This is a genomic window from Lentzea kentuckyensis, from assembly GCF_002150765.1.
Lineage (GTDB): Bacteria > Actinomycetota > Actinomycetes > Mycobacteriales > Pseudonocardiaceae > Lentzea > Lentzea kentuckyensis.
Genome location: NZ_MUYM01000070.1, coordinates 39,808 through 65,533 on the forward strand (window position 1 = coordinate 39,808; position 25,726 = coordinate 65,533).

Sequence of the window (25,726 nt, forward strand, 5' to 3'; positions counted from 1 at the left end):
GTGAACCTTCTCGTCGCTCAGGCGCAGACGATCGAGGCGCCGGAGATCGATTACGGCGCCATCGCGCCGATGCTCGTCGTGCTCGGCGCGGCCTGCATCAGCGTGCTGCTGGAAGCGTTGCTGCCCAAGCACCAGCGGTGGGCCGTGCAGCTCGTGCTCACGCTCCTCACGTTGGTCGGGGCCACCGGCGCGTTGATCCTCTACGCGACCTCGGAGCGTCCCGAGCAGGGCGTGGCGACGCTGGCGGGGGCGATCGCGGTCGACTCGCCGTCGCTGTTCCTGTGGGCCACGTTGCTGGTGCTGGCGTTCGGGTCGGTGTTGCTGATCGCCGATCGCTCGGTGGAGCCGGGTGGCGCGTTCGTGGCGCAGGCCGCGATCCGTCCGGGCACCGTCCAGGACCGCGCGCAGGCGACGAAGACCGGCATGCAGACCGAGGTCTTCCCGCTCACGCTGTTCGCGCTCGGCGGCATGATGACGTTCGTCGCGTCGAACGACCTGCTGACCATGTTCATCGCGCTGGAAGTCCTGTCGCTGCCGCTGTACCTGCTGTGCGGCCTGGCTCGCCGCCGTCGCCTGCTCTCGCAGGAAGCGGCCGTGAAGTACTTCCTGCTCGGTGCGTTCGCCTCCGCGTTCTTCCTGTACGGCGTGGCTCTGCTGTACGGCTACGCGGGTTCGGTGAAGCTCTCGGCCATCGCGACCGCCGCGGCCGGTACGGACCGCTCGGACACGCTGCTGTTCGCGGGCTTCGGCCTGCTGGTGGTGGGTCTGCTGTTCAAGGCGGCCGTCGGCCCGTTCCACGCCTGGACCCCGGACGTGTACCAGGGCGCGCCGACGCCGGTGACGGCGTTCATGGCGGCGTGCACCAAGGTCGCCGCGTTCGGCGGCATCCTGCGCGTGCTCACGGTGGCGTTCGAGAACACGCAGTGGGAGTGGCGCGGCGTGCTGTACGGCGTCGCCGTGGTGTCGATGGTGATCGGTGCGGTGCTGGGTCTCACGCAGACCGACGTGAAGCGCATGATCGCGTACTCGTCGGTGGCGCACGCGGGCTTCCTGCTGATCGGCACGATCGCGTTGACCCCCGAGGGCACCTCGCCGGGTGTGAGCGCGACGCTGTTCTACCTGCTGGCGTACGGCTTCACCACGATCGCCGCGTTCGGCATCGTGTCGCTGGTCCGCAACTCGGACGGCGAGGCGACGCACCTGTCGCAGTGGGCGGGTCTCGCGAAGCGGTCGCCGATCGTGGCGGGCACCTTCACGTTCCTGCTGCTGGCCCTCGCCGGAATTCCGCTGACGTCCGGCTTCATCGGCAAGTTCGTCGTGTTCAGCGCGGCGATCGAGGCCGGCCTGACCCCGCTCGTGGTGATCGCCCTGGTGGCCTCGGCCGTCGCGGCGTTCTTCTACCTGCGGGTGATCGTGCTGATGTACTTCAGCGAGCCGGCGCCGGACGGCCCGACCGTGACGGTGCCCGGTGCGTTCACCACGATCGCGATCACGTTGGGTGCGGTTGTGACCTTGGTGCTGGGTTTGTGGCCCACGTTCGTGCTCGATTGGGCGGGTACCGGCACCTTCCTCAGCTAGGTGTACGTAGTCTGCTGGTGTGACCAGTAGCGAGCATGAGGGACCGGGGTTCGCGTTGGTGGACCCCGTGCTCACCGAGGTAGTCCAGGACGGCCTGGCCGAGGTGGAGCGCAACCTGCACGAGGTAGTGCAGAGCGAGTTCCACCCGGTCACGGAAACCTCGCTTCACCTTGTGGAGGCGGGCGGAAAGCGGATCCGCCCGCTCTTCACACTGCTCGCATCGCAGTTCGGCGCCGACTGGGACCGGGACAAGGTCATCAAGGCGGCCACTGTGGTCGAGCTCACCCACCTCGCCACGCTCTACCACGACGACGTGATGGACGAGGCGACCATGCGGCGTGGCGCGGTGTCCGCGAACGCCAAGTGGGACAACAGCATCGCGATCCTGACCGGCGACTTCCTGTTCGCCCACGCGTCACGGCTGACCGCCGACCTGGGGACGGACGCGGCGCGGATCATCGCGGAGACCTTCTCGGTCCTGGTGACCGGCCAGATGCGCGAGACCGTCGGCCCGCAGCCGGGCGAGGACCCGATCGCCCACTACCTGAAGGTGATCGAGGAGAAGACCGGCGTCCTGATCGCGACGGCGGCGAGGTTCGGCGGCATGTTCTCCGACGCGACCGACGAGCAGATCGACGCGCTGCGCCGGTACGCCGACGTGATCGGTGCCGCGTTCCAGATCTCCGACGACGTCATCGACATCGCGTCGCCGTCGGTCGAGTCCGGCAAGACGCCGGGCACCGACCTGCGCGAGGGCGTGAAGACGCTGCCGATGCTCTACGCGCTGACGGACCCGTCCGAGACGCGGCTCGCCGAGCTGCTGGCGGGGCCGATCGTCGAGGACGAGCTGGTGAACGAGGCGCTTTCGTTGCTGCGCAAGTCCTCCGGCATGGACAAGGCGCGCGAGACCCTCGACGAGTACGCGGACCGGGCCCGCACGGAGCTGGGCAAGCTGCCACCGTGTGCCGCGCGGGACGCACTCGACGAGCTCGCGACCTACGTGGTGGCGCGTTCCCGATAGGTGTTACTCGACCGGCGCGAGCAACTGCTTGCGCCGGTTCTTCACCGCGTCGAACGTGAAGACCGCCAGCGCCAGCCAGACGAGGGCGAACCCGATCCACCGGCCCGGCGGCATCGGTTCGTGCACCACGAACACGCCCCAGACGAACTGCAGGATCGGGGCGAGGTACTGCAGCATGCCCATGGTGATCAGCGGGATGCGCTGTGCCCCAGCGCCGAACAGCACCAGCGGGACCGCCGTGACGATGCCGGTGCTGAGGATCATCAACGTGTGGCCGGTGCCTTCGGTGGTGAAGGTGTTCGCGCTGCCGAGCACGATCAGGTAGACCAGCGCGATCGGGGCGATCACCGCGCTCTCCGCGGTGAGGCTGGAGATGGCGTCCAGCGGCACCTTCTTCTTCAGCAGGCCGTAGACACCGAACGAGCAGGCCAGGATCAGCGAGATCACCGGCAGCCGGCCGTAGTCGACGGTGAGCACGATCACAGCGACGACGACGACGCCGATCGCGACGGTCTGAGCGAGACGCAATCGTTCCTTGAGGAAGATCATGCCGAGTCCCACGCTGACCAACGGCGTGATGAAGTAACCCAGTGCCGCCTCGACGACGTGCTGGCTGTTCACGGCGTAGATGTAGGTGCCCCAGTTCACCGTGATCAACACCGCGGCAGCGGTAACGATGAGCCAGCCTTTTCCTGATAGTTCAAGGAAAGGGCGCCACCGCCGGAGGAACGCGACGGCGATGGCGAGTGTCACGAACGACCAGACGATCCGGTGTGCGAGCACCTCGATCGGCTGGGCGGGTACGAGGAGTGGCCAGTACGCGGGGAACAGGCCCCAGAGGACGTAGGCGAGTACGCCGTACGTGACGCCTCGCCCAGGGGTGTGAACTTCTGTCGAACTGATGGAAGAGGTCGTCAGAGGCGGCACAAAATGCCACTCTACGCTGGCGTTTCCTCCGGATATTTGCGCCGAACGGCGTAGTGACGGAGCATCATCGAAGGCACTGTAGTTTGGCCGTGCTCACCCTTCCGAGTGAGTGGGGCCTGAGTGTGGTCGTAGAAGGGGCTTACCCGTGAATGTCTTCGGGCAGGTCTGGCTGTGGAGTGTGCTGTCCTTCGTCGCGGGAGTCTTGCTCACGCGGCTGGTGATGGTTCGGCCCGCACGCCGGCAGGTGGCCGAGCTCGAAGATCAACTTCTCGAAGCGCGCCGGTCGGCACCCCCGATCGCGACGGCACTTCGCGTCGACGACTTCGAGGTCGACGAGTGGGACGACGCCCCGCCGCGTTCGCTCGGCGACGAGATGCTGGCGCCGCCCGCGCCTGCTCCCGCCCCCGCGCCATACGTGGAGCCGCCCGCCTACTTCGGCGAGCCCGTGCCGACGCCGTCGCAGGCGCCGCTGCCGGCCACCGAGCCGGAGCCCGTCGCCGCTCCCGAGGAGCCAGAGGAGGAGCCCTCCGCCCCGGTCCGCCAGTACATGGAACCGGAAGAGGCGCAGCGCCGCTTCGAGGAGCAGCTCGCCGAGCAGCAGGCCCTGACCGAGGACGACCGCCCGCGTTCCCTCTTCGAGCGCCTCGCCCCGGCCGACGTGCCGGAGGAGTCGCCGGCCGAGATGACGACGGTCCTGCCGCTGTCCGGGCTGGAGGCCGCCGACTTCGACGACGAGCCGGAACTCCCCGCGGAGCAGACGTCGTACGTGCCCACCGTCGCGGGGCCGACCGCCGAGGTCGCCCCGCGGGCCTCGGAGCCCACCGCCGGTCCCGAGGTCGACGAGCAGGCCGACGACTTCGTCTACCAGCCGCGCGAGGTCTGGGCCGAGGACGAGCAGGAGGCGTTCCTCGACGAGGCCCGTGAGCAGGAGGACGAGCCCGCCGGCACCAGGTCCGAGCAGACGACGTACATCGCGGTCGAGGAGGGCACCTGGCCCGCCAACGACCTCACCGGCGAATACGCCGGCCTGCGCGACGAGATCTCCGGCCAGCTGGACGGGTTCGTCGAGCCAGAAGCACCGGCCGAGCAGACCGGCCTGATCGAGCCGATCGACCTGGACGCGCCGCACGTGCGCAACGGCGTCTTCGAGACGACGCTGGCCGAAGAGCGGTCGTTCACCGAGCCGGAGCGCGAGCAGGAACCGGCGCACGCGTACCGCGAGCCGTCGGAGTCCGCGCACGCGTTGCAGGAGCCCGAGCCCGCCGTCGAGGAGTTCGTCGAGCCCGAGGTCGCCCAGGACGAGCCGTTCACCGACCCTGGCGCCCGCGAGCCGTACGCGGACTCTGGCGCCCGCGAGTCGTACGCCGACCCCAGTGCTCGTGAGTCGTTCGCGGACTCGGGTGCCCGCGAGCCGTTCGCGGACTCGGGTGCCCGCGGGTCGTTCGCCGACCCCGGCGTGCGTGAGTCGCACGCCGACTCTGGCGCTCGCGAGCAGTTCGCCGACGCTGGCGCTCGTGAGTCGTTCGCCGATGCCGGCGCCCGCGAGCCGTACGCGGACTCTGGCACCCGTGAGCAGTTCGCCGACCCCGGCGCGCGCGAGCCGTACGCCGATTCGGGCGTTCGAGAGCCGTACGCGGACTCCAGTGCACCCGCGCCGCTCCCAGTTCGTGAGCCACTCCCCGTTCGTGAGCCGCTTCCAGTTCGTGAGCCTCTCCCGGCTCGTGAGCCGCTTCCCGCTCGTGAGCCGTTCACCGATCGCAGCGCCCCCGCGTCTTTCGCCGACTTCGGCGCCCCCGCGCCGTTCACCGCTCCCGGTGCCCCGGCACCCGCGCCGTTCTCGGCGTTCGCCCCGCGCGTCGAGGCTGAGGAGGCCCCGGAACGCACGCCCCGTGCCGTCGGCGCCGCGTTCTCCTCCCAGACCGCGGAAGCACCCGCCCCCGCTCCGGTCCCCGACCGCCCGCGGTCGCTGTTCGAACCGCTGCTGGACGCCGACGAGCCGTTGCCCGCTCTCGGCCAGACCCGCCAGCTGCCGGACTCGAGCAACGACCAGCCGTTCGTGCCGAAGTTCGTGCCGAGCGACGAGCCGCTGCTCGCCGCCCCACCGGAGCCCGAGCCGGAACCCGAGACCGACCTGCCGCAGCGGACCACCGAAGCGGGCCTGCCGATCCGCGAGGCCCGTCGCACGACCCAGCAGCGGCAGCAGAGCTTCTCGGCGTTCGCGGCCTTCGAACAGCCGAAGCAGGAAGCCCAGCCCGCCCCCGCGGCGGCACTCCCGGCGCGGCCGCGTCCGGTCGGCTTCTCCCCATCCACGGGTGGGCGTCCGAACGGCACGCCCGCCGGCCCGTCGGCGCGGTTCCAGCAGCCGGAGGGCTTCAACCCGCGCTCGCCGTTCGGTCCCGGTTCAGTGCTGCCCAAGTCGGACGGTCTCGCGCCCGCCGCGGACTTCGCGGTGAAGGCGACCCTGACCGGTCGTCGTTACTACACCGAGGGTTCGGCGAACTTCGGCGACACTCGCGCGGACGTGTGGTTCCGCACCGAGTCCGACGCCGAGAAGGCCGGATTCCGACCGGCGCCCTGACCCCGTCTCCAACGCGAAAGGCCCGCCAGCAACGCGCTGGCGGGCCTTTCGGGTGTTCTGAGCGTTAGCCGACCACGGTCCAGGTGTCCTTGCCGTGCAACAGCTTGCTGAGGTTCGCCGGCTTCGCCGCCTTGGCCTCGTTCACCTGCGCGCGCACGCCGTCGTCGTACGTCGGCCGGTCCGCCCGTCGGAACACACCGGTGACGGTGTGCGTGAGGTCCTGCGTCGAGAGCCGCGAGAGCGCGAACGACAGGTTCAGGTCCGACGCGTCGTGCACGACGATGTCGCTCGCGTCGACGTCCGCGGACTTGGCGACCGCGAGCCCGAAGCCCTCCCGGGTCACGCAGTACTCGCCCTCACGACCGAACCGGATCGGCTCGCCGTCGACGACGTTGATGATCCGCCGCTGTGCCTCGTCCGCGTCCTTCAGCACGTCGAACGCGCCGTCGTTGAAGATCGGGCAGTTCTGGTAGATCTCCACGAGCGCCGACCCGCGGTGTTCCGCGGCCTGGCGCAGCACCGAGGTGAGGCCGGCCTTGTCCGAGTCCAGCGCCCGGCCCACGAAGGAGGCTTCCGCGCCCAGTGCCAGCGACACCGGGTTGAACGGGTGGTCGACCGAGCCGATCGGCGTCGACTTGGTGACCTTGCCCTCTTCGGAGGTCGGTGAGTACTGGCCCTTGGTCAGGCCGTAGATCCGGTTGTTGAACAGCAGGATCTTGAGGTTCACGTTGCGGCGCAACGTGTGGATCAGGTGGTTGCCGCCGATCGACAGCGCGTCGCCGTCGCCGGTCACCACCCACACGCTCAGGTCCGGCCGTGCCACGGCGAGGCCCGACGCGATGGCGGGCGCACGGCCGTGGATGGAGTGCATGCCGTAGGTGTTCATGTAGTACGGGAACCGGGACGAACACCCGATGCCCGAGACGAACACGATGTTCTCGCGCTTGAGGCCCAGCGACGGCAGGAACGACTGCATGGTGTTGAGCACGATGTAGTCACCGCAGCCGGGGCACCAGCGGACTTCCTGGTCCGACTTGTAGTCCCGCGCGGTCTGCTTCTCGTCGGTGGTGGGAACCCCGGTCAACCCGGGGATTCCGAGGTCGATAGCAGTCACGCCGACACCCCCTTGATCACGTCAGCGAGCACGTCCTGCAGCTCTTCCGCCTTGAAGGGCAGGCCCTGCACCTTGGTGTACGACACGGCGTCCACCAGGTACTTCGCCCTCAAGAGCAACGCCAGCTGCCCCAGGTTCATTTCCGGCACGATGACCTTTTCGTACGACTTCAGCACGTCACCCAGGTTCTTGGGGAACGGGTTGAGGTGCCGCAGGTGCGCGTGCGCGACCGGCAGGCCGAGCTTGCGGACCCGGCGCGCCGCCGCGCCGATCGGGCCGTAGGACGAACCCCAGCCCACGACCAGGACCTTCGCCTCGCCGCTCGGGTCCTCGACCTCGACGTCCGGCACCTCGATGCCGTCGATCTTCGCCTGGCGCAGGCGCACCATGCGGTCGTGGTTCTCCGGGTCGTACGAGATGTTGCCGGTGATGTCCTGCTTCTCCAGACCGCCGATGCGGTGCTGCAGACCAGGAGTACCGGGCACCGCCCACGGTCGGGCCAGCGTCTCCGGGTCACGCGAGTACGGCTGGAACGTCTCCGGGTCCGTCGCGAACTCGACCGACAGATCCGGCAGCGAGTCGATGTCCGGGATCAGCCACGGCTCAGAACCGTTCGCGATCGCGCCGTCGGACAGGAACAGCACCGGCGTGCGGTACTTGAGCGCGATGCGGGTCGCGTCGACCACGGCGTCGAAGCAGTCGGAAGGCGACTGCGGCGCCACGATCGGCACGGGCGACTCGCCGTTGCGGCCGAACATCGCCTGCAGCAGGTCGGCCTGCTCGGTCTTCGTCGGCAGACCGGTGGACGGGCCACCGCGCTGCACGTCGATCACGAGCAGCGGCAGTTCGGTCATCACGCCGAGGCCGATGGTCTCGGACTTCAGCGCGATACCGGGGCCGGACGTCGACGTCACGCCGATCGCACCGCCGTAGGACGCGCCGAGGGCGATGCCGATGCCCGCGATCTCGTCCTCGGCCTGCACCGTGGTGATGCCGAAGTTCTTGTGCTTGCTCAGTTCGTGCAGGATGTCCGACGCCGGCGTGATCGGGTACGTGCCGAGCACGACGGGCAGCTTCGCGAGCTGGGCCGCCGCGACGATGCCGTACGCCGTCGCCGTGTTGCCGGTGATCTGGCGGTAGGTGCCGACGTTCAGCTTCGCGGGCGCCACCTCGTAGGTGACGGCGAAGGCTTCGGTGGTCTCGCCGTAGTAGTAGCCGGCGCGGAACGCCAGGACGTTGGCCTCGGCGATGTCCGGCTTCTTCGCGAACTTCTCGCGCAGGAACCGTTCCGTGCCTTCGGTCGGCCGGTGGTACATCCACGACAGAAGGCCGAGCGCGAACATGTTCTTCGCGCGCTCCGCGTCCTTCTTGCCGAGCCCGGTCTCCTCCAGCGCACCGATGGTCATCGTCGCCATGGCGACCTTGTGCACCTGGAACTTCTCGAGCGAGTCGTCCTCGAGCGGGTTCGAGTCGTACCCGACCTTCGTCAGGTTCCGCTTGGTGAACTCGTCGGTGTTGACGATGAGGATGCCGCCGTCCGGCAGGTCGACGACGTTCGCCTTGAGCGCGGCCGGGTTCATCGCCACGAGCACGTCCGGCCGGTCGCCCGGCGTCAGGATGTCGTAGTCGGCGAAGTGGAGCTGGAAGGACGAAACTCCGGGGAGGGTGCCCTGGGGAGCGCGGATCTCGGCCGGGAAGTTGGGCTGGGTGGCGAGGTCGTTGCCGAACGCCGCCGCTTCCGACGTGAACCGGTCTCCGGTGAGCTGCATGCCGTCACCGGAGTCGCCGGCGAAGCGGATCACGACGCGATCCAGCTTGCGGGTCTCAGTGCTCATTCCTACGCCGATACCTCTCTCCAAGGGTGGCTGTGCCCCACATCGAGGGTAGTCGCCAGGACCGCCCGCCAGACCGGCCGTGTACCACCAGGCGGGACAAACTGTCCCATCCGCCGCACCGGGTCCTTAACTAAACGGTAAGCACAGCACTACCAGCGGATACCCGAATGCGGCACACGTCACCCTCGATACCTGTTACCCAAGGTAACACTTACCGCCTGCTGATCCGAGCCTTCATCGCGGCCAGCCTGGCAGCGAATTCTGGAGTGTCGATCGAAGCCACCTGTGGCCGCAGCTCGGTCTCGACCGCCTCCGCGTGGTCGTGCATTGCATCGGTCGCCCGCATCGTGGCCTTGATGGTCCGCACGAGTGCCGCCGGCGCCTCGGCAGCGTGTTTGGCCAGCTCCTTCGCTACTGCCAGTGGGTCCTCGGCCCTGGCGTAGGCGAGCCCGTGCTCGACGGCCTGGTCGGCGTCGAGGATCTGCCCGAACAAGGTCATCGCCGTGGCGGTCTGCCTGTTGGTGATCTTCTGCAACATCCACGTCATGCCGCCACCGGGGTGAATACCGAGCTGCAGGAACCGCGCGTCGAACCGCGCCTTGGGCCCCGCGATCCGCACGTCCGCGGCCAGCGCCAGGTTGAGCCCGGCCCCGACCGCCGCGCCGTTGACCGCGGCGATCGTCGGGATGGTGGCGTTCGCCACGGCCAGAAAACCCTGGTAGATCTTCTTGAGGCCTTCGTCCTTGGAGCTGCCGAGCTGCGTCAGGTCCGCACCGGCGCAGAACGCGGGCGGCGCACCCGTGATGATCAGCGCGTTGGCTGTTTCCTCTGCTTCCGCGACCTTGTCCGCGAGCTCCTGCGACAGGTCGATCGTCAGGGCGTTGCGCCGGTCCGGATCGCTGATCGTGATCACGGCGACGGATTCGTTGTGCTCCAGCAGAACCTCAGCCATGGGCCGGACTCTATGGGGCCAGCGGCCGGTCCAGGAGCCGGGACAGCACCACCGTCGACACGGTCCGATCGATGATCTCGACGGCCCGGATCTTTTCGAGCGCGGTCTCCAGGTGATGAATGTCCGCGGCCCGCAGGTGCACGATCGCGTCCGCCGCGCCGGACACCGTGTAAGCGGCACTGACCTCCGCCATCGGCTCCAGCCGGTGCTGGATGTCGTGCGGCGCGACGTTCCCCTTGCAGTGCACCTCGACGAACGCCTCGGTGCCCCACCCGAGCGCCTCCGGGTCCACCACCGCCGTGAACCCCCTGAGCACGCCCGTATCCAGCAGTTTGTCCACCCGCCGCTTCACCGCGGGGGCGCTCAACCCCACCTCTTTCCCGATCTCCGCGTAGCTGGACCGTGCGTTGGCCATGAGGCACGAAATGATTCGCTGGTCGATGCTGTCCACACGCAACATTCTGCCCTAGTTAACGCAATGTCGCGGCGTTGATCGATGGTCCAGGTGCCCTTTACATTTCGATCCATGACCGTATCCATCTCCGGGCCCGGCGAGCCGATCACGCTCGACATCGCCACGCCCCTAGCGCCGACGCGCATGCCGACGACCCGTCGGTACCTCATGTGCCCGCCGACGTACTTCACGGTGGAGTACGCCATCAACCCGTGGATGGATCCGACCCAGCCCACCAGCACCTCGCTGGCAGTGGAACAGTGGACGGCCCTCAAAGAGACCTACGAACGCCTGGGCCACGACGTCCAGGTGATCGACCCGGTAGCCGGCCTGCCCGACATGGTCTTCTCCGCCAACAGCGGCACCGTGATCGACGGCCGAGTCCTGGGCTCCCGCTTCCGAGCCGCCCAGCGAGCCGCCGAAGCCGACCACTTCCGCCGCTGGTTCCTGGGCGCCGGCTACAAGTCCGTCGTCATGCCCACCGCCGTGAACGAGGCCGAGGGCGACTTCACCTGGACCGGCTCGTTGTTGTTGGCCGGCACAGGCTTCCGCACCGACCCGCACGCCCACTCCGAGGCCCAGGAAGTCCTCGGCGTCCCAGTCGTGTCGCTGCAACTGGTCGACCCGCGCTTCTACCACCTCGACGTGGCCCTGTTCATGCTCGACGACCAGTCCCCGTCACCCCTGGTCGCCTACTACCCGGAGGCCTTCTCGCCGGGCTCGCAACAGGTGCTGCGACGCCTGTTCCCGGACGCCGTGATCGCCAACGACGCCGACGCGGTCTGCCTCGGCCTCAACGCCGTGTCCGACGGCAAGCACGTCGTGATGCCGGTCGAGGCCACACACCTGGCCGAACAGGTGGCGCGGCGCGGGTTCGAGCCCGTGTTCGTGGACATCTCGGAACTGCGCAAGTCGGGCGGCGGCCCGAAGTGCTGCACGATGGAACTGCGCGGCTAGACCTCGCCCACGCAGTCAGTGGATCTGCGCTGGTTGGAGACCTCAAACAGGCCTTCACCAGCGCAGATCTGATTTTGGGTGAAACGGCGTCCGTCACTAACCGGCACCGAACGACGGGTGTTGTCACGCTCCACGGGACAGTCACGGGACAGAAAAGGCCCCCGGCGATGATCACCGAGGGCCCTCTGAGCTGCACGAACATCATACCGCTAGCGCCCGGCGATCAGCTGGGCAATGCCGTCGTCGCCTTCGTCCCAGTCCGGGATGAGGTGCTTGAACCGTTCCGGTGCGCGGTGCGCTAAGTCGCGCAGCATCCGTCGCTCCTCCCTGGAGAGGTTCAGCCAAGCTTCCAGCTGGTCCCAGTCAGGCTTGGTCTGGGTGACGGGTTCTCCCAAGGTGCCGTCGATCTTGTTGTTCGAGGTGCCCAACTGGCCGTCCAGCACTCGTGCGTAGACCTTCAACAGGACCTCGACCGTGTGCCCTGCCCGCTCGGCGACCTCAGCCGCGGGAACGCCGGCCGCCAGCCACGTCGACACCGCAGCGTGCCGCAGGTCGTACGGGTCCTCCCCCAATGGGGAGTCGTATTGCTCCGGGCTCAGGCCGAGCTTGCGAGCTCGGTCCCAAGCGTCCGTGTAGACCGTTGCGTTGATGGGGCCGCCGCTGATCGTCCCGCGGAACAGCCGGCCGTCCTCGGTTACGCCGAACCGCTCTATGTGCCAACGAAGCAGCTGCACCAGCGCGGGCGGGATCGGAACCCGTCGGATCGAGCCCTGAGCCCGCCGCTTGAGGTTCCTAACCTCCCAGGTCTCGCCGGAGTCCGTGTACCGGGCGTTCGCTCGTGAGGCGGACTTCTCCAGCAGCAGTTCGCCCCAGCCCGACTCAGACAGCTTGCAGTCCTGCTCCCGCAGCCGGTTGACCTCCGCCGGCCGCAGCGCGCCGTAGTACATGGTCGCGAAGAACGCGTGCAGGTAGTCGTACTGGCCGGTGATCGTGCCCGCGTAGGTCAGCGCGGCGAGCACCTGGCGTGCCTGTCTCGGGTTGAGCACGACGCGCGGATCAACTTCGCTGTTGCCGCGTTCAATGGCGACCTTGGTCCGCGGGATCGGGTTGACGTCGAGTGCTCCAGCGTCGACGCCGAAGTTCAAGACGTGATGTAGAACACCCCGACGTGTGCGGGTGGTCCAGGAGGCTGCCGTCCTGCCGCCGAGGTTCCGGGACAGAGCCTGCAACAGCTTCTCGGCCTCGATCTTGTCCGCCAGGTCGCGCGCCGGACGCGATGCTTGCTCGATCCACCGCGCGGCCTTGTCTTCCTCGGGCGGTAGTTCGCGATCTCGCCGGTTGGTCGGAAGTAGGCAGCAGGTGAGGACCCGCCTAAGCACCCTCTCGTCAGGAGCTGACTTGTCCGGCAGGACGTAGGCCGCGACTGCAACGGCCATCGTGTCGACGTGGCGCCGACGAGTGTTCGGCGCCGAGTTCTGCCAGTGGTGATCGATGTACGCCTGAACCAGCGCGAGGAGCGACTTGGCGTTGCGCTCCCGGTACTCCGACTCGGGCAAGCCAGTAGCGATGTCGAAGGGCTCACCTTTGCGAGCCGCCTGCATCAGGTTCGACCGACGGTTGTCGGCTTGCGCCTTCAACATGAACCACTCAGAGTGCTCCTGACCTTCGGTGATCCACCGGACGCCGTAAGGCCGCCGCCGCGTCTTCTTGTGCTGGATGGCCCAGAACCGGACGTTGAACGTCGGCTTCATGCGGCCTCACCCCGCCGCTCGCCGAGCCAAGCCCGGTAGTCCGACATCGCGATGCGGAGCGATCCGTTGGGCAGTGGGAAAGCCACAGGGGCCTTGCCGAGCTGCCGCCACCGGTAGAACGTGTCCGGGCTGACCTTGAGCAGCTTGCAGACCACGGCCACCGTCATCAGGTCTTCGTCTGGGTTAGGCAGCTCGGACATGGTGTTCCCCCTCCTGTTCGTACTTGCGCAGTCGTTGAGCTCGGACCCGTTCAGCGATGCCGGCCGCGAGCTCGCGTTCCGCGTCGTTGTCGTAGCCGGACCCGGCGTACTGCCAGTCGTTGACGACGACCACAGACGCGGGATCGAGTTCGAGGCGTTCGAACATTTCGAGCGTCCGGAACGTCCTGCGCTCCTCACGGATGGCGCGGAACGTGGTCGAGTAGTGCTTGGACTTCGTGAGGAAGTGGCCGCGGAAGCCGAGCATGTGTGCCCACTTGCGCAGGTTCAGTTCCTCGAAGTCGGCCAGGGGGCCGCCGAGGTCCCATGCGGTCTGCACCATCCGCCGGTGGTGCTCGGAGATGTGCAGGACGTCGATGTCCAGTTGCGAGCGGATCGGCCGGTCCGCCGTGTCCTTCGCGCCCGTGCCTTTGGTCGCGTACTTGGCGACGTAGCCCGCCAACCGGGCCTCGCTGATCTCCCCGGTCTTGTCCTCCACCTGGGAGCCGCGGATTCCCTTGGTGTCGACCTGTTCGCCCCACAGGAGGCGCAGCGCCGAGCCGTCCGGCCGCGTGGTGTCGATCCCGACCGAGCGAGCAGCCGCCTTGATGCAGTCGCCGAGCAGTTCGGCCGTGGCCCAGGCCGGGGTGGGGTCGTGAGGTCCGTCCGGTCCATCGACGCGAACGACAGCGTGGAAGTGGACGAGGCCCCGCCGCTGGTACTCGGCGACCTTGGCGTACGACAGCCGGGCGTGGTCCTTGAACTCGGAGACCTTCAGGCCGGCCGCGCCAGCGAGCTTGCGGCGCAGGGCGATGATGAACCGGTGCCACAGCTTGCCCGCGTGTGCCTGCCAGAGCACCGCGCCCGTGTAGTCGTAGGTGGCGGGGTCGACAGCGCCACCGATGCGGGGATCGTCGCCGTGGTGCCACTCGCCGCAGCCCGTGCAGGGCCGGACCTTGCCGGTCGTGGCGATCGGTCGGTTGTGGACCGGGCCGAAGGAAGGAGCGGTGAGCGTCGCGAAGACCCGAGGCTTCTCGGAGACGTCCGCGGGAACACCCTTGCTTCCTCCAGCTAGGCCCGCGTGCATGAGGTGGTAGGCGTCGGCCGCGTAGCGGTCGGAGCAGGCCGGGCAGACCGACTCACGGCGGTTGCCGCACGGGACCATGACGTCCCCGCCGATGTGCTCGATCACGCCGCCGTTGAGGTCCTGGAGTTGGAAGGCACCGGACAACCGGATGGGCGCGGCACAACCACCGATCGCGGTCACCCGGTCTCGCCACGCCCGGAAGTCGACCGCCTTGACGCGTGCGGAGATGCGCTCTTCCAGAGTGAGCACGGATGACGCTCCTTCCGTTGTGGGGAAACGAAAAGGCGGGGCACGACCGGTGTTCTGGTCATGCCCCGCGTTGATCGAGTTGGGTCAGGCCGCGAGCTGTGCGGCGATGCGTTCCGCGTAGTCCGCAGGCACGTTCAGCGCGTCTTGGACGTCCTGCGCTGTCATCGCTCGGCCTTGAGCGCGGACCGCGTTCGTCTTGGCGTCCAACGCGCCCTGGAGGTGCCCAGGAAGCCGCACGGCGGATCGGACGGGTGGCGGGGTAGCAACAGGGTTGGTGGGAGCGGGAGCGACGACCTGAGCGGCCAGATCGCGCGCGGCGTTGCAGCGCTGCTGAATGACCGGCATGACTTCGGCCAGCAGGAACACCACGAGCGGAATCACGAGGTGCAGGAACACCATCCCGGCGTTGATCTGCCCGTCTGGAGGCCGCAGGGACGACCACACGTTGGTGACGAGCGTGGCCCCGAGCAGCACCCGCTTGAGCCACTTGACCGGCCGGTCATCGACCGCCAGGCCGTGCGACAACATCTGTGCTTCCCACCGTAGGAGCGTGATCAGGATTCCGGCGAAGGCCGGTTCCACGAGCCACGCGCCCCACCACATCGGGTCGGATGGCCCGAGGCTTCCGGCGAGGAACGCTTGCACGCCGGTCGCGGTGAAGCCGAGACCGCAGGTCATGAAGCACCACATGGAGCGCGTCACCGAGACTCGGAACCGGTCCGCCCGCACGGCCGCGAGCAACGGGTTCGCGGCGAGCTGGTGGATGTCCTGCGCCTCTTCAAGTTGCGCTCGCAGGCGCCGAACGGTTCGAGTCTCGCGAGGTTCGGAGGACTCGCTTTCGTTGGTGTGCTTGGACTTCCCGGACACCTGGCCACCTACTTCCCGTATGCGGCCTTGCGGAGGAGAGCCCCGAGCCAGAGCAGTTCGGCGACGAGCACCAGGAGCCCGACGAACCCGAACAGCAGGTACATGCAGAGCAGCGAGGCCGCAGCGGCGAGCACGATGTGAGCGACGCGGGCGAAGCTGCGGAGGTTGACCGGCACGGCGAGTACGAGCTTCATCAGGCCACGTCCTTTGTGTTCCTGGCGGGGTAGTGGATGCGGCGGCGTTCGGCGCCGGACAGGCCGCCCACGACGCCAAAGGCGTTGTCTCGGTACCGAGCGGGTCCGTTCGCTTCCCAGCTGAGTTGGTTCTCTCGGCACTCAGCGAGGACCGGGCAGGTGGCGCACACGGCCTTGGCGGCCGCAGTTCGGCCGGCGGTGTGGAACAGGGTTGAATCGGCGTCGGCGCAGGCAGCCCGGTCACGCCAGGCGGGCGGTTCGCCGCCGAACAGGAGCTTCATCAGCACGCGGTAGCCGTGCGGTTCGGCGTTCACGCGGCCACCGCCAACGGCGAAGATGGACTACGACGCGCGGCCTGGACGACCTGGGCGACCTCATCGAAGGTGACCTGTTCCGGCGTGCACGCGGAGAGCCGGAAGGCGTTGGCGAGCACCGCCGCCGAGCTGGACTTGAGCTTGCCGCCCAGCTCGACCACCGAGGCCGACGCGGCCAGCCCCAGCGTGATCCCGGAGCCGGTCCGTCCGGTCGCAGCAACCGACAGAGTTCCCGCGGCTTGCAGTGACCACGTCAGCTCGACCCCGTGCAGCGAGGCCGCCCAGATCAGCAGGCAGGCGAGCCGATCGGGTGCGGTGCCGGAGGTGAATTCGGCATGCACCGAGCCGGACGGCGTGGAGATGACCAGGCGGTCTGGCCGGGGCAGGCCGAGCGTGCGGATGTGGCCGCGGATCGAGCGGAGAAGGCCGTCCAGGCGACGAGGTGCGCTGTTTTCGGGCATGACAAGACCTCCACGATTAGTGGCGAAAAGTGTTGGGGTGAAAGAAGCTCAGGCGATCGAGCGAATGGAGCCGGTCTGTCCGTTGCGGACGAACTCCACGAGCTCGCGGATGTTCTCGTCCGTCGTGTACGCCGCGCGGACCCGGCGGGGCACTCGTGAGCGTTCGTCCGTGCGGTAGCCGATGCCAGCGGTCTCTGGCACGGCGGGAATCTGGTCGGCGATCGCGCCCCGCTCCCGAGCGCCCTCACCCAGCACCATGTCCGGGTGCGTTGGTGAGGTCGCGCGCAGGCACACGCGGTTCGGGAACAGGTCCCGGATCTTCAGCGTGTCCTTGTCCGGCTCCTGGATGTACGCGTCAGCGGCGTGCAGCGTCGCGCGGCCCATCGACGTTCCCCGAGCCAGCAGAGCCGTGATCTCTCGGGCGTACTCCGGCCGGTAAGCGACCAGAGAACCGATCTCGTCCACGATCAGGAGGTTGAGCGGGTACTCACGCGAGGGTTGGACCGACCGAAGCCCCGCCCGCTGCATCCGCTTCTGGGTGCGCTCCATGTCGTTCACCCACATCTCGATCAGCTCCAGGCAATCGCCCGCGTCATCGGCGTAGCGGTTCTCCGTGATCGGTTTGATGGCCGCGAACTCCAGGTACTTCGGGTCGCAGACCCACAAGCGGACGATGCCGTCCCTGATCAGCGGGGCCATCGAGCGAAGCTTGGCGAACGCGACCGAGTTCTTGCCCGACCCCGTGCCACCAGCCGTCAGGGTGTGCGTGCCCTGGATGGGTTCGGTCCAGTCGCCGCCGTACTCGTCCTCACCCAGCAGCACCGCCCGCAGGTTTACATCCTCGGAGTGCTCGGGCATGTCCGGCGCCGGGATGACCTCCGTGAACGGTTCGTCACGCTGGACCACGAGCGCCACGTAGCCGGGCTTCATCAGCTCGATCGCAACGCGTTCAGCCTCGATCGAGTGCGCCAGCTCCTCGGCCTGCCGGGCGAAGTGCATCGGTGACTGGCCCTTGGCCAGCTTCACCAACACGGTGTCGATCGACGGCGAGTACGACCGGACACGCACCACACGCGGGTAGTTCGTGACCTTCTTCCGGCGGTGCTCGGTCGTGAGCTTGTGGACGTCCATCAGGTCTCGCCAACGTCCACCGGAGTAGGCCCCGAACCACCGGCGCTGCCAGGCCCTCAAGACCGGCGCAGCCAGCGTGTCGAACGAGTCCGGGTGACCCCGGTACCAAAGCCCGGTCGCTCCGGCCGCGCCGCCGAGGACGTAGCCGGTGGTCGTAGGGCCGAGTGTGCATGCACCGGCAGCGACAGCCGACGGTGCGAGCATCCATTCCGGGTTCCTGGCCAGCCACCGCGCCGCGCGGAACTCGGCGGCCACAACGCGCTTGCTTGCGTTCCACTTCCAACCCACTGCTGAACTCCTTGGTAGATGCACGACGGCCGACCCTCGAATGTGTCGAAGATCGGCCGTCGCGTTGATCAGTGCGGATCTAGTCCTTGGGCAGTTGTCCGCGGGCGTAGGACGCTTCCGTGGTCAGCACGCTGACCGAGCGGACGAACCGGCGCCGCAGGTCCGTGAAGCCCTCCCGGCGATCCATTGCCGTGCGGAGTTGCTTCATCGCCTGGTCCACGTTGGACACGGCGTTGTCGAGCTGGTGAGACATCGATCAGGCTCCCCACTCTTTGGCCTTCAAATTGATCTCATGCCGCTTGGCTTGCTCCCGAAGCGCACTGAGGTCGTTCCGCGCGGTCCGCAGGTAGCCCTTGAGTTCGTCTGGCGTGGCGACCCTCCAACTGCCAGCCTTTCCCGGCTTCTCACTCATCTTGTTGATGAGCTTTTCCAGCGGCACGAGCAGTTCCTCAACGAAGTCCATCGCGCCAACGAACGAGCCGTACCGCTGCTGCGCCCGCTCGTTCAACATCTCTTGGATCAACTGGCCAACCTCTCAGTTCTGGTGTCTCCCACGTAGATGAAGCGGTACAGCGCCTGCTGCAACTCCAGGTGGTCTCGCCAGCTCTGGCCGACGCCCGGAAAGCCGTGCTTCGCAAGGACTTCGCCAACCTCGTGGACGAAGCCGAACGTGAAGCGCGGGTCATCGCCGTCCGGATCGGCGAGTTCGATCGGGTACGAGCGCTCTTCCATGCCGAAACTCCTTTCGGGAGGCACGGCAAACCCAGGAACGAAGGCGTACCTGGGTTCACCGAATCTCCCGGAGCGCACGAAATGCTCCGGATTTAGGCATGGTTCGACTCACTGTGGAATTCTCAAAGAACAAAAATGAGCGCCCTGGCCCGACTCGAAGCGGGCTACCGGCCTGCCGGGCAGGGCTCACGGGACTAAGCCGCGGGAGCCACCACGACCTGGGCCGCCGGGGTAAGGCCATCAGCCTTGAACCACAGGCCGGACGCGGTGATCTTCCCGTCGTCCCCGCGCATCTCGTACGTGTTGATCACGGGGTTGACCAGCTCGATGTAGTCGCCCTCCTCGAACCCCGCGCCGGGGTCGCGAGGGAGGTTGACGCGGATCTCTTCGCCCTTCGCCTTACGGCGGCCCTCGGTCGGTCGGGGCTTGGCGAACAGCACCACCACGAACTGCTCTTCGTTCGTGTGGCGGTCGATCACGGGCACCAGTTGCCCACCGTCAAGTTCGCGCATCTTCACGCAGGGCGTTTCGGTGATCATGAGCTTGTAGTGGGACAGGATCACCGGGATGTCGTTCAGGGCCACGTTGGTACCTCTCGTAGTAGGCCTTGCTCTATCACTACAACCAACATAGCTAGTAGAGCTAGAAGAGTCACTGGTCCAATCGGGTGATATTCAGCTTTGCTAGCTTTGTCGCTACAGTGTGTGCATGGCACTTGATCCCGCGGACCCGCGGCCGGCGTATCAGCAGATCGCTGATGACCTGCGGCGATACATCGCGTCCGACGCCGTACAGGTGGGGGACAAGCTGCCGTCGCTGGCTGAGTTGCAGACGAAGTACGGCCGCGCCGTCATGACCTTGCAGAAGGCACTGGACGTGCTGCGCACCGCCGGGCTCGTCATGTCCCGCCAGGGCGAGGGCACCATCGTGGTGAAGAAGCCAGAAGCCCACACGGAGGAGCCGGAAGTTGGCTCCCCGCATGAGCTTCGGGCAATCCTGGAGAAGATCAGCGGCACGCTGGACAACCTCAGCGAGCGCGTTTCCGCCGTTGAGGCGGAGGTGTTCGGCTCTCCTTCAGGTGGTCCTCGATCCGGGTCAGACGATCGCTGAGTTCGTCCACCTTGGAATCCAACTTGGAGGCCAAGGAGTACAGATCACGCCACGTCTCTGCGGTCCATCCGGTCTCTGACACCTTGCCCTCCTTCGCTGCTACCGGTTGTTCTTCTGGTGTGTTGGCGGTTCTGCCCTCCGAGCGGTGAACCGTTGCCAGGCGACGATGCCCGCGTAGACCACGACGAAGGACGTCAGAGCTTCCGCCGCTCGACCGATCACGCCGGCCTTTCCGGTCCGCCCGGGCCGGTTTCTCCGAACCACTCGGCGTCGACCGTCAGCGCGTGCCGCCCGGCGAGCTGATCCGGCAGCTCCTCGGGCGTAGTGCCGACCTTTGCGGCGAGATCCTCGAAGTTGAGCTTCGGCCAGTTCGCCGTGAGTGCGTCGACTCGATCGGCGAAGGCCGTCGCGGCGCGCGAAAGGTTCCGCGCGAAACCGATCGCGAGCTCAGCCGCGTCCTGTCGCCCCGCCAACTGCACGGTGATCTGGGAGTCGCCGCACATCACGACGAGCGACGGGTGGCCTTGTGCGTGTTCGACCAGCGATGCTTCTGCGTCCTCTTCTGGCTGCACCAGTACGTAGAAGCCCATGTGATCCACCTCCGTTTGCGCCTGGGTCTTGTAGAACCACAGTCGCCCGCACGGAGCATCGATCCAATATCAACTACCGATGGCCGTATCGCTGGTATCGATAAGTCCAGGTTAAGGGCGTAATCGACCCGCTACACTCGGCTCAGGTTTTGGGGGTTGACCAGCAGGGGAGGGGTCGCGCGTGAGTTCGTCCAAGCAGCGCTGCCGCACCTGCGACACGATCTTGGCGAGCGACCGCAAGGGCACCTTGTGCGGCCGTTGCGAAGCCGCCCACGCCACTCACGCGCCCGTGCAGCGGCCAGAGTTCTGGCTTCAGCCGTCGATCCAGGACGCCCTGCACACCTTCAACATCGGCCAGCTCTTCCGCGCGTACCGCCAGGCCCACAGCCCGACGTTGCCGCAATCGACCCTCGCGGCGTGGCTCGACATCACGCAAGGCCAGGTCAGCGTGATCGAGCGAGGACGCCGGCCGGTCACCGACCTCGAACGCCTTGAGCGTTGGTGCAACGCCTTGCGCGTACCGCACGAACACCGGTGGTTCCGTGCGGGTTATCGCGATGCGGAAACCCAAGCGCCGCAAGAGAAATCACTTTCCGACCTTGGTCTTGCCTACGCGGCCTCTCTCCCGACTACGGTGGAAGTCGTAGCCGAGCTTGGGAGGCACGACATGGAACGCCGCACCTTCCTGTCCAGCGCGTTGTTCTCCGTCGCCGCATCGGTCGCACCGAGCCGAGACTGGTTGCTCGCCACGCTGGACGAGGCGACCACGGCCACCGGCAAGATCAGCACGGAGCAGGTCCAGGCGATCCGCCGGACCTTCGGCGTGTTTCAGGAGCTCGACGTGATGCGCGGCGGTGGCCATGCCCGCGAGCAACTCGCGTCGTACCTGACCTCGCATGTTGTGCCGCTGCTGAAGTCGAACGACCCCGAGACGCCGAACGGCGCCGCGCTCTACGAGGCAGCCGCGGAACAGCTCTACCTCCTCGGGTGGATGGCGTTCGACAACGGCGAGCACGCCTTGGCCCAGCGCTACCTCATCCAGTCGCTCCGCCTGGCGGAAGCCGCTGCGAGCCCGGACCTTGGCGCGCATGTCCTGGCCGGCCTTTCCGACCAGGCGACGCTCACCGGCGAGCCGGAGCAGGCGGTGCAGCTCGCGAAAGCTGGACGTGCCGGACTTCTCGCCAAGGGCAGCTCGACCGCATGTCTCGCAGACCTCTATGCGCTCCAGGCTCGCGCTGAAGCGGCGATGGGGGACGGGAAGGCCGCTGCGAAGAGCGTGCACCTGTCTGAGACGGCGTTCGAAAACGTCTCCGCGGTGGACGAGCCGGAGTGGGCGCGGTTCATCGACCCCGCGTACCTCAACGGCGAGCACGCTCACACGTTCCGTGACCTGGAGCGTCCAGACGAGGCAGCCCACTTTGCCAGCTTGTCCATCGTGGAGTCCGAGCGCCAGAACCGGGCACGGCGCGGATCGATGGCGCAGGCCGCACTTGCTCGTGCCGCGATCGACTCGCACGATCTCGAAGCCGCAGCGTCCGCAGGCATGGCGGCGGCGAAGCTCGCGGCTACGGTGAAGTCTTCCCGGTCCGTCGAGGCGGTTGCAGACCTGCGTGTACGACTCCGTAGCCACGGTGAGTCGCCAGCTGTCAGGGACTTCCTCGATGTCTCCGGCGCACTACTGCCCGCCATGGGGCCGAAGTCATAGGCAGTCGGGGGAATCAGCTTCGATGACGCGTGTTTCTGAAGCAGGCGAGTCTCAGCGAGACTTCTTTATCAGCTATACCGCTGTCGACGAGACATGGGCGCAGTGGATCGCTTGGGAGCTAGAACAGGCCAACTACACTGTCTTTCTTCAAGCCTGGGACTTTACGTCCGGTTCTCGGTTCGTTCACGAAATGCAGCGTGCGGTTCAGATGGGGCGCAGGACGATCGCTGTTTTGAGCGGCGCCTACGCGCAGTCAAGGTTTGCCGCGCCTGAGTGGGAAGAAGCCTGGCGAGCTGATCCTGGAGGAGATGAGCGGAAGCTGTTGGTGTTCCGTGTTGAGGACTGCGAACGTCCAGGACTGTTGGCACAATTGGTCTCTGACGATCTCTTCGATGTCAGTGAGGAGGTCGCGAGGTCGAGGCTCCTTGCTGCGGTGCGGCAAGGACGACGTAAGCCACCTGTGCCGCCAAATTTTCCGGCTTCTGAAGCTCCAACAGAACCGCAGCCGTTTCCTGGTCGCCTAGTTCCTGTTGACCCTGAGGGTCCTCGACAGGTGATGGGACCGATGACTCCGGACAACCCATTCGCGGTCGCATTTGCATTCTGGTATGCGGCGATGAAAGCCGACTATAGTGCGCTAGATATTCTCGTAACGCCTGAATCGTACGGACACTGGGACTTGACCGTTGTCGATCAGTCGACCTCGAACGGCGGCATTGCGAGTGGTGTAACAAAACCATGTTACGACGTGGCATATGTTCGCGTCATATCTGACGTTGAAGATCAAGAAACTTTACACACTGTAGTTGACGGCAGCGCTCTCGTAGAAGGTCGCACGATAAGTCTCGTGCTTAGGCCTGAGCTCGGAGGGTGGCGCGTTCACGGATTCGGTGCACCGCACGAAGTAGGTGACTTGCCGCGGACATGGCGGGACTAGGATGCCGATCAGCCCTGGACGTCGAATACGTGTGAACGTCGTGTTCAGAGTTTCTTTTCTTCATCAAGGCGGCCCCCTGCGGGGGCCGCTGGTCGTTCGTGCCCTAGTCCATCGCGGAGTTCAGCCCCGGAGGTGTTGTTCGGCGCCTCCAAGCGGGCCTGGCGGCCCGCGTCGGCGCCGGCGAGGCAACCGGGGCTGTCCGCGACGGACGAGGCCACGACCAGCGGCCCCCGCACGACGCCGCAGAGCGAATCGACTCTGGATAACTCAGGTGATTGCTCCCGGCCTACCGGCTAGGAACGAGCGCCGTGTGGTCGGCTTGGCGCGGCTGGTCATGGCGCTCGGCTGCCGCGGTGTTGGTTGTCCTCGAACCACATATGGTTCGAGGACAACCAACACCTTGCCCTCGATAATGTCGATCGCTTAGAAGGCGATCAATTATCCAACTTGGCATCAGGAGGGACAAAGCGATCGGTATCCGACAACCTCAGGGCGATATTGATACCGCTTACAGGTGGCGGGTCGTTGTCTGTGACGATCACCTGCAGATCCTCGATATGTTCAGTGGCGATACGCAAGATTGTTTGGTACATGTTGCGCAAGCGTGCGAGGTCGACGCCCTCATGTCCCACGTTGCTGCTGACGCCGTCGATGATGAGAATGTTTGGTAGAGCGACTGAATGGTCTCCTAGAGCGACGACCTGGTGAGCGAGCACGTGGGCGACGTTAACCAGTACGCCTACCCCCTGTGACTGCAATCTAGTAAATGGCCGCCCATCTACCACCGGTAGGTAGGTTCGGCGGTCAAGACGAGAGCCCGTTTCGTCGTCGAAGCGTGGAGCGTCAAACTCACGAAGAATTGCATCAAAGGCTTCATCAAGATTGGACAGCCTGCGGCTTACTGCTGGATCACTATGGCGAGATGCGTCGATCTGTGCTATCAGATCTTCTCGCTCTCGTTCTAGCGAGGCGATTCGCACAGTTCGGTCGTTCATATGCTGATATAGCTTCAGTGCATCTTCGATGCGTGCCAAATGCTCGCGGAGAGTTGCCTGTTCGGCAGCTTCGCTGCGAATCCTTTCGACGTGATCGCTGATATATGACTGAGTTTCGCGATCAAGTTCCAGTGCTAGGACGCTACGCATCGCTAGCAATTCATCGCGCTGGCGGTTTAGATTTTCGAGCCGTTGTTTGCTGCGTGTGATGAGCTGTTCCGTTTCCGCTACCTGCTCGATCACGCGATCTTGCTCGGATGCCAGGAAGGCGGGAGTTTCCGCAGGTGGTGGGGTCTGCAAGCAAAGTCGACATGTATCATCATCGCCACGATCAGGTACGTCAGTTCCGCAACGAGGGCAAATATAGAACTCAAAGTCATTGAGGTAACGTTCGGCGATCAGCGCTCGGGTCAAGCGGCGACTTTGCGCAATTAGCTGGTCGTGCAGACGCGTCAACGACTCTGATGAGACGGTCTCTGCGTGCACTTCCGCCTGAACTGCGGAAATCCTGTTCTCTGTCTCCGCAACGCGTTCTCTGAGTTCTATTGCAGTTGAAGGAAGGTCAACCGTGGCCTGGCGTTCTATTTCCCTATCGACGGTTTCTAGTCGAGTGGCGGTGGTATCTCGTTCCAGTTCGAGTTGCGCTTGGGAGGCAAAAGGCGTGTCGGCTAGAATTCGCTCAAGCGTGGTGGTGTCAGCGGATAACATACTAAGCTCGGCCGTGACCTGGCGCAGGCGCTCTCGCAGTCCTGCGGCTTCCGGGGAGTAGATTCCGTACAGAATCTCGAAAACGTAGCGACGTTTGATGTTCTTGTCGTTGTTTTCGGGAGTTCCAAAAACCGAGGAATCGATCTCATGCTGTCGAAGAACACAGTACATCAGGTAGTCATTGATCGTTACCGGAACTAGAGGGCTTGACTCCTTGGTTGGAGCCTGCGGCACGCGAATGCTGGGAAGGCCGAGTATTTCAAGCCACCAGCTGCGAAAAGTTTTGTCGTATCCAGGCTGCAGTTCAGATGCAGGTAGGCGCCAGGCATTCTCTGTACCAATTTCTGCGATGTCTACTTTAGCGGTTGTAGTCGTCACAAGTCGGCGGATGATCCGGAATCTGCGCTCGCCTACGCGCACGGTCCCAGAAATGCTCCGACCAGACAGCTCCGGAACAACATTAACGTCGGCACCCAGAAGCGCTCGGAGACAACTTACAGTGGCGGTCTTCCCCCCGCTCATTCCGCCGATGATGGCGTTAACCCCAGAGGTAAATCTGACGGTGCGCGAGGTGCCAAGAAGCGTAATTTCCTCTATCTGCACTCTCACAGCAGCGTCCCTAGCTCAGCGTCCACGATGTCGGGAAAGGTCTCGTAGATAATATCTTTTAGTTTGGGGCCACTTAGATCTAGGTGGCGGCGTAGTACTCGCGTCCGATCTTTTACCGGCTTCCAGCTAGGAGTTTTAGCCAGTTCAACGGACACCTGTCTCCCTCGCTCTGTGGCTCGGTATGCTGCCCCGACTTTAGTATGCAGAGGCTGTATTAGCTGTTTGCCTGTAAGAGCCCCAAGTAGTGTGTAGTAGGAGGGGTCCCAAGGGCCGTATCTATACCTGATCATTCTTTGTTCAATAGCGCCTGTCAGCCAGGGATCTTCGCTTAGGTCGGCTTGAACCTTACGCGCTTCGAGCAGGGTCTTAAGTCGATCCGGATATC

26 protein-coding genes are annotated in these 25,726 nt (G+C 65.8%); 7 read left to right on the forward strand and 19 right to left on the reverse strand.

Annotated elements, in window-relative coordinates; all coding sequences use genetic code 11:
• Positions 1–1,578 carry an NADH-quinone oxidoreductase subunit NuoN gene (nuoN, locus tag B0F77_RS30120; RefSeq protein WP_086666382.1) on the forward strand — a complete coding sequence of 526 codons (1,578 nt, stop codon included), beginning with the start codon at positions 1–3 and terminating at the stop codon, positions 1,576–1,578.
• A gap of 55 nt (positions 1,579–1,633) precedes the next feature.
• Positions 1,634–2,599, forward strand: a complete 966-nt coding sequence (locus B0F77_RS30125) for a polyprenyl synthetase family protein (protein ID WP_245848834.1) — start codon at positions 1,634–1,636, stop codon at positions 2,597–2,599.
• A gap of 3 nt (positions 2,600–2,602) precedes the next feature.
• On the opposite strand, the gene rarD is transcribed toward B0F77_RS30125, so the two are convergent.
• Positions 2,603–3,526: an EamA family transporter RarD gene (gene rarD, locus B0F77_RS30130; protein ID WP_086666384.1), complete on the reverse strand. Its 924-nt coding sequence runs from the start codon at positions 3,524–3,526 to the stop codon at positions 2,603–2,605.
• A 145-nt stretch (positions 3,527–3,671) separates the two neighbouring features.
• On the opposite strand from rarD, the gene B0F77_RS30135 reads away from it, so the two are divergent.
• The gene (locus tag B0F77_RS30135) at positions 3,672–6,104 is read left to right on the forward strand and encodes a sunset domain-containing protein (RefSeq protein ID WP_086666385.1); all 2,433 of its coding nucleotides are present in this window, start codon (positions 3,672–3,674) and stop codon (positions 6,102–6,104) included.
• A gap of 64 nt (positions 6,105–6,168) precedes the next feature.
• Here B0F77_RS30135 and B0F77_RS30140 read toward each other — a convergent pair whose 3' ends face one another.
• The 4 genes from B0F77_RS30140 to B0F77_RS30155 all read right to left on the reverse strand — a co-directional run bounded on the left by B0F77_RS30140 (position 6,169) and on the right by B0F77_RS30155 (position 10,456).
• Complete coding sequence (locus B0F77_RS30140) at positions 6,169–7,218, reverse strand: 2-oxoacid:ferredoxin oxidoreductase subunit beta (protein ID WP_086666386.1); 1,050 nt, start codon at positions 7,216–7,218, stop codon at positions 6,169–6,171.
• Positions 7,215–9,053, reverse strand: a complete 1,839-nt coding sequence (locus B0F77_RS30145; RefSeq protein WP_086666387.1) for a 2-oxoacid:acceptor oxidoreductase subunit alpha — start codon at positions 9,051–9,053, stop codon at positions 7,215–7,217. The genes B0F77_RS30140 and B0F77_RS30145 overlap by 4 nt, the downstream gene beginning before the upstream one ends.
• Before the next feature lie 211 nt (positions 9,054–9,264).
• Positions 9,265–10,005, reverse strand: a complete 741-nt coding sequence (locus tag B0F77_RS30150) for an enoyl-CoA hydratase (RefSeq protein WP_086666388.1) — start codon at positions 10,003–10,005, stop codon at positions 9,265–9,267.
• Between the two features lie 10 nt (positions 10,006–10,015).
• A complete protein-coding gene (locus tag B0F77_RS30155; RefSeq protein ID WP_086666451.1) occupies positions 10,016–10,456 on the reverse strand; it encodes an Lrp/AsnC family transcriptional regulator in 441 nt (146 codons plus the stop codon).
• Between the two features lie 147 nt (positions 10,457–10,603).
• Here B0F77_RS30155 and ddaH point away from each other — a divergent pair, with 147 nt between their 5' ends.
• Entirely contained in the window at positions 10,604–11,416 is an 813-nt protein-coding gene (gene ddaH / locus B0F77_RS30160) for a dimethylargininase (RefSeq protein ID WP_169731002.1), read from the forward strand.
• Between the two features lie 209 nt (positions 11,417–11,625).
• Here the strand turns inward: ddaH and B0F77_RS30165 are convergent, their stop codons facing one another.
• From B0F77_RS30165 to B0F77_RS30215, 12 genes are all read right to left on the reverse strand, one after another.
• A complete protein-coding gene (locus B0F77_RS30165; protein ID WP_086666390.1) occupies positions 11,626–13,167 on the reverse strand; it encodes a tyrosine-type recombinase/integrase in 1,542 nt (513 codons plus the stop codon).
• Positions 13,164–13,367 carry a helix-turn-helix transcriptional regulator gene (locus B0F77_RS30170; RefSeq protein WP_086666391.1) on the reverse strand — a complete coding sequence of 68 codons (204 nt, stop codon included), beginning with the start codon at positions 13,365–13,367 and terminating at the stop codon, positions 13,164–13,166. Before B0F77_RS30170 ends, B0F77_RS30165 begins: the two co-directional genes overlap by 4 nt.
• Positions 13,351–14,700, reverse strand: coding sequence for a replication initiator (locus B0F77_RS30175; RefSeq protein ID WP_086666392.1), 1,350 nt, complete (start codon positions 14,698–14,700; stop codon positions 13,351–13,353). Before B0F77_RS30175 ends, B0F77_RS30170 begins: the two co-directional genes overlap by 17 nt.
• 84 nt (positions 14,701–14,784) lie before the next feature.
• Positions 14,785–15,567, reverse strand: coding sequence for a hypothetical protein (locus B0F77_RS30180; protein WP_086666393.1), 783 nt, complete (start codon positions 15,565–15,567; stop codon positions 14,785–14,787).
• Between the two features lie 8 nt (positions 15,568–15,575).
• A complete protein-coding gene (locus tag B0F77_RS30185; RefSeq protein ID WP_086666394.1) occupies positions 15,576–15,761 on the reverse strand; it encodes a hypothetical protein in 186 nt (61 codons plus the stop codon).
• Positions 15,761–16,075 carry a WhiB family transcriptional regulator gene (locus B0F77_RS30190; protein WP_245848825.1) on the reverse strand — a complete coding sequence of 105 codons (315 nt, stop codon included), beginning with the start codon at positions 16,073–16,075 and terminating at the stop codon, positions 15,761–15,763. The genes B0F77_RS30185 and B0F77_RS30190 overlap by 1 nt, the downstream gene beginning before the upstream one ends.
• Positions 16,072–16,536, reverse strand: a complete 465-nt coding sequence (locus B0F77_RS30195; protein WP_086666395.1) for a hypothetical protein — start codon at positions 16,534–16,536, stop codon at positions 16,072–16,074. Before B0F77_RS30195 ends, B0F77_RS30190 begins: the two co-directional genes overlap by 4 nt.
• A gap of 48 nt (positions 16,537–16,584) precedes the next feature.
• Positions 16,585–17,955 carry an FtsK/SpoIIIE domain-containing protein gene (locus B0F77_RS30200; RefSeq protein ID WP_245848826.1) on the reverse strand — a complete coding sequence of 457 codons (1,371 nt, stop codon included), beginning with the start codon at positions 17,953–17,955 and terminating at the stop codon, positions 16,585–16,587.
• A 79-nt stretch (positions 17,956–18,034) separates the two neighbouring features.
• On the reverse strand, positions 18,035–18,208 hold the full coding sequence (locus B0F77_RS48745; protein WP_169731000.1) for a hypothetical protein: 174 nt from the start codon (positions 18,206–18,208) through the stop codon (positions 18,035–18,037).
• Positions 18,209–18,211: 3 nt separating this feature from the next.
• A complete protein-coding gene (locus B0F77_RS30205) occupies positions 18,212–18,478 on the reverse strand; it encodes a hypothetical protein (protein ID WP_245848828.1) in 267 nt (88 codons plus the stop codon).
• Positions 18,475–18,687: a hypothetical protein gene (locus tag B0F77_RS30210; protein ID WP_086666397.1), complete on the reverse strand. Its 213-nt coding sequence runs from the start codon at positions 18,685–18,687 to the stop codon at positions 18,475–18,477. Before B0F77_RS30210 ends, B0F77_RS30205 begins: the two co-directional genes overlap by 4 nt.
• Positions 18,688–18,881: 194 nt before the next feature.
• A complete protein-coding gene (locus tag B0F77_RS30215; RefSeq protein ID WP_086666398.1) occupies positions 18,882–19,271 on the reverse strand; it encodes a hypothetical protein in 390 nt (129 codons plus the stop codon).
• Positions 19,272–19,395: 124 nt separating this feature from the next.
• Between B0F77_RS30215 and B0F77_RS30220 the strand changes: the two genes are divergently transcribed.
• A complete protein-coding gene (locus B0F77_RS30220; RefSeq protein WP_086666454.1) occupies positions 19,396–19,797 on the forward strand; it encodes a GntR family transcriptional regulator in 402 nt (133 codons plus the stop codon).
• Between the two features lie 218 nt (positions 19,798–20,015).
• Here the strand turns inward: B0F77_RS30220 and B0F77_RS30225 are convergent, their stop codons facing one another.
• Positions 20,016–20,387 (reverse strand): hypothetical protein, encoded by a 372-nt coding sequence (locus B0F77_RS30225; RefSeq protein ID WP_086666399.1) that lies wholly within the window; start codon positions 20,385–20,387, stop codon positions 20,016–20,018.
• 181 nt (positions 20,388–20,568) lie between these two features.
• Between B0F77_RS30225 and B0F77_RS30230 the strand changes: the two genes are divergently transcribed.
• Positions 20,569–22,092 (forward strand): helix-turn-helix domain-containing protein, encoded by a 1,524-nt coding sequence (locus B0F77_RS30230; protein ID WP_086666400.1) that lies wholly within the window; start codon positions 20,569–20,571, stop codon positions 22,090–22,092.
• A 22-nt stretch (positions 22,093–22,114) separates the two neighbouring features.
• Positions 22,115–23,029 (forward strand): toll/interleukin-1 receptor domain-containing protein, encoded by a 915-nt coding sequence (locus tag B0F77_RS50950; RefSeq protein ID WP_086666401.1) that lies wholly within the window; start codon positions 22,115–22,117, stop codon positions 23,027–23,029.
• A 434-nt stretch (positions 23,030–23,463) separates the two neighbouring features.
• Here the strand turns inward: B0F77_RS50950 and B0F77_RS47295 are convergent, their stop codons facing one another.
• On the reverse strand, positions 23,464–25,341 hold the full coding sequence (locus B0F77_RS47295; RefSeq protein ID WP_143466969.1) for a hypothetical protein: 1,878 nt from the start codon (positions 25,339–25,341) through the stop codon (positions 23,464–23,466).
• Between the last annotated feature and the right edge of the window lie 385 nt (positions 25,342–25,726).

What these genes read in the sequence shown, in the direction of transcription:
- B0F77_RS30145 (WP_086666387.1), bottom strand. Translation starts at nt 9,053, where the DNA reads ATGAGCACTGAGACCCGCAAGCTGGATCGCGTCGTGATCCGCTTCGCC.
- B0F77_RS30150 (WP_086666388.1), bottom strand. Translation starts at nt 10,005, where the DNA reads ATGGCTGAGGTTCTGCTGGAGCACAACGAATCCGTCGCCGTGATCACG.
- ddaH (WP_169731002.1), top strand. Translation starts at nt 10,604, where the DNA reads ATGCCGACGACCCGTCGGTACCTCATGTGCCCGCCGACGTACTTCACG.
- B0F77_RS30165 (WP_086666390.1), bottom strand. Translation starts at nt 13,167, where the DNA reads ATGAAGCCGACGTTCAACGTCCGGTTCTGGGCCATCCAGCACAAGAAG.
- B0F77_RS30170 (WP_086666391.1), bottom strand. Translation starts at nt 13,367, where the DNA reads ATGTCCGAGCTGCCTAACCCAGACGAAGACCTGATGACGGTGGCCGTG.
- B0F77_RS30185 (WP_086666394.1), bottom strand. Translation starts at nt 15,761, where the DNA reads ATGAAGCTCGTACTCGCCGTGCCGGTCAACCTCCGCAGCTTCGCCCGC.
- B0F77_RS30195 (WP_086666395.1), bottom strand. Translation starts at nt 16,536, where the DNA reads ATGCCCGAAAACAGCGCACCTCGTCGCCTGGACGGCCTTCTCCGCTCG.
- B0F77_RS48745 (WP_169731000.1), bottom strand. Translation starts at nt 18,208, where the DNA reads ATGTCTCACCAGCTCGACAACGCCGTGTCCAACGTGGACCAGGCGATG.
- B0F77_RS30210 (WP_086666397.1), bottom strand. Translation starts at nt 18,687, where the DNA reads ATGGAAGAGCGCTCGTACCCGATCGAACTCGCCGATCCGGACGGCGAT.
- B0F77_RS30220 (WP_086666454.1), top strand. Translation starts at nt 19,396, where the DNA reads ATGGCACTTGATCCCGCGGACCCGCGGCCGGCGTATCAGCAGATCGCT.
- B0F77_RS30225 (WP_086666399.1), bottom strand. Translation starts at nt 20,387, where the DNA reads ATGGGCTTCTACGTACTGGTGCAGCCAGAAGAGGACGCAGAAGCATCG.
- B0F77_RS50950 (WP_086666401.1), top strand. Translation starts at nt 22,115, where the DNA reads ATGACGCGTGTTTCTGAAGCAGGCGAGTCTCAGCGAGACTTCTTTATC.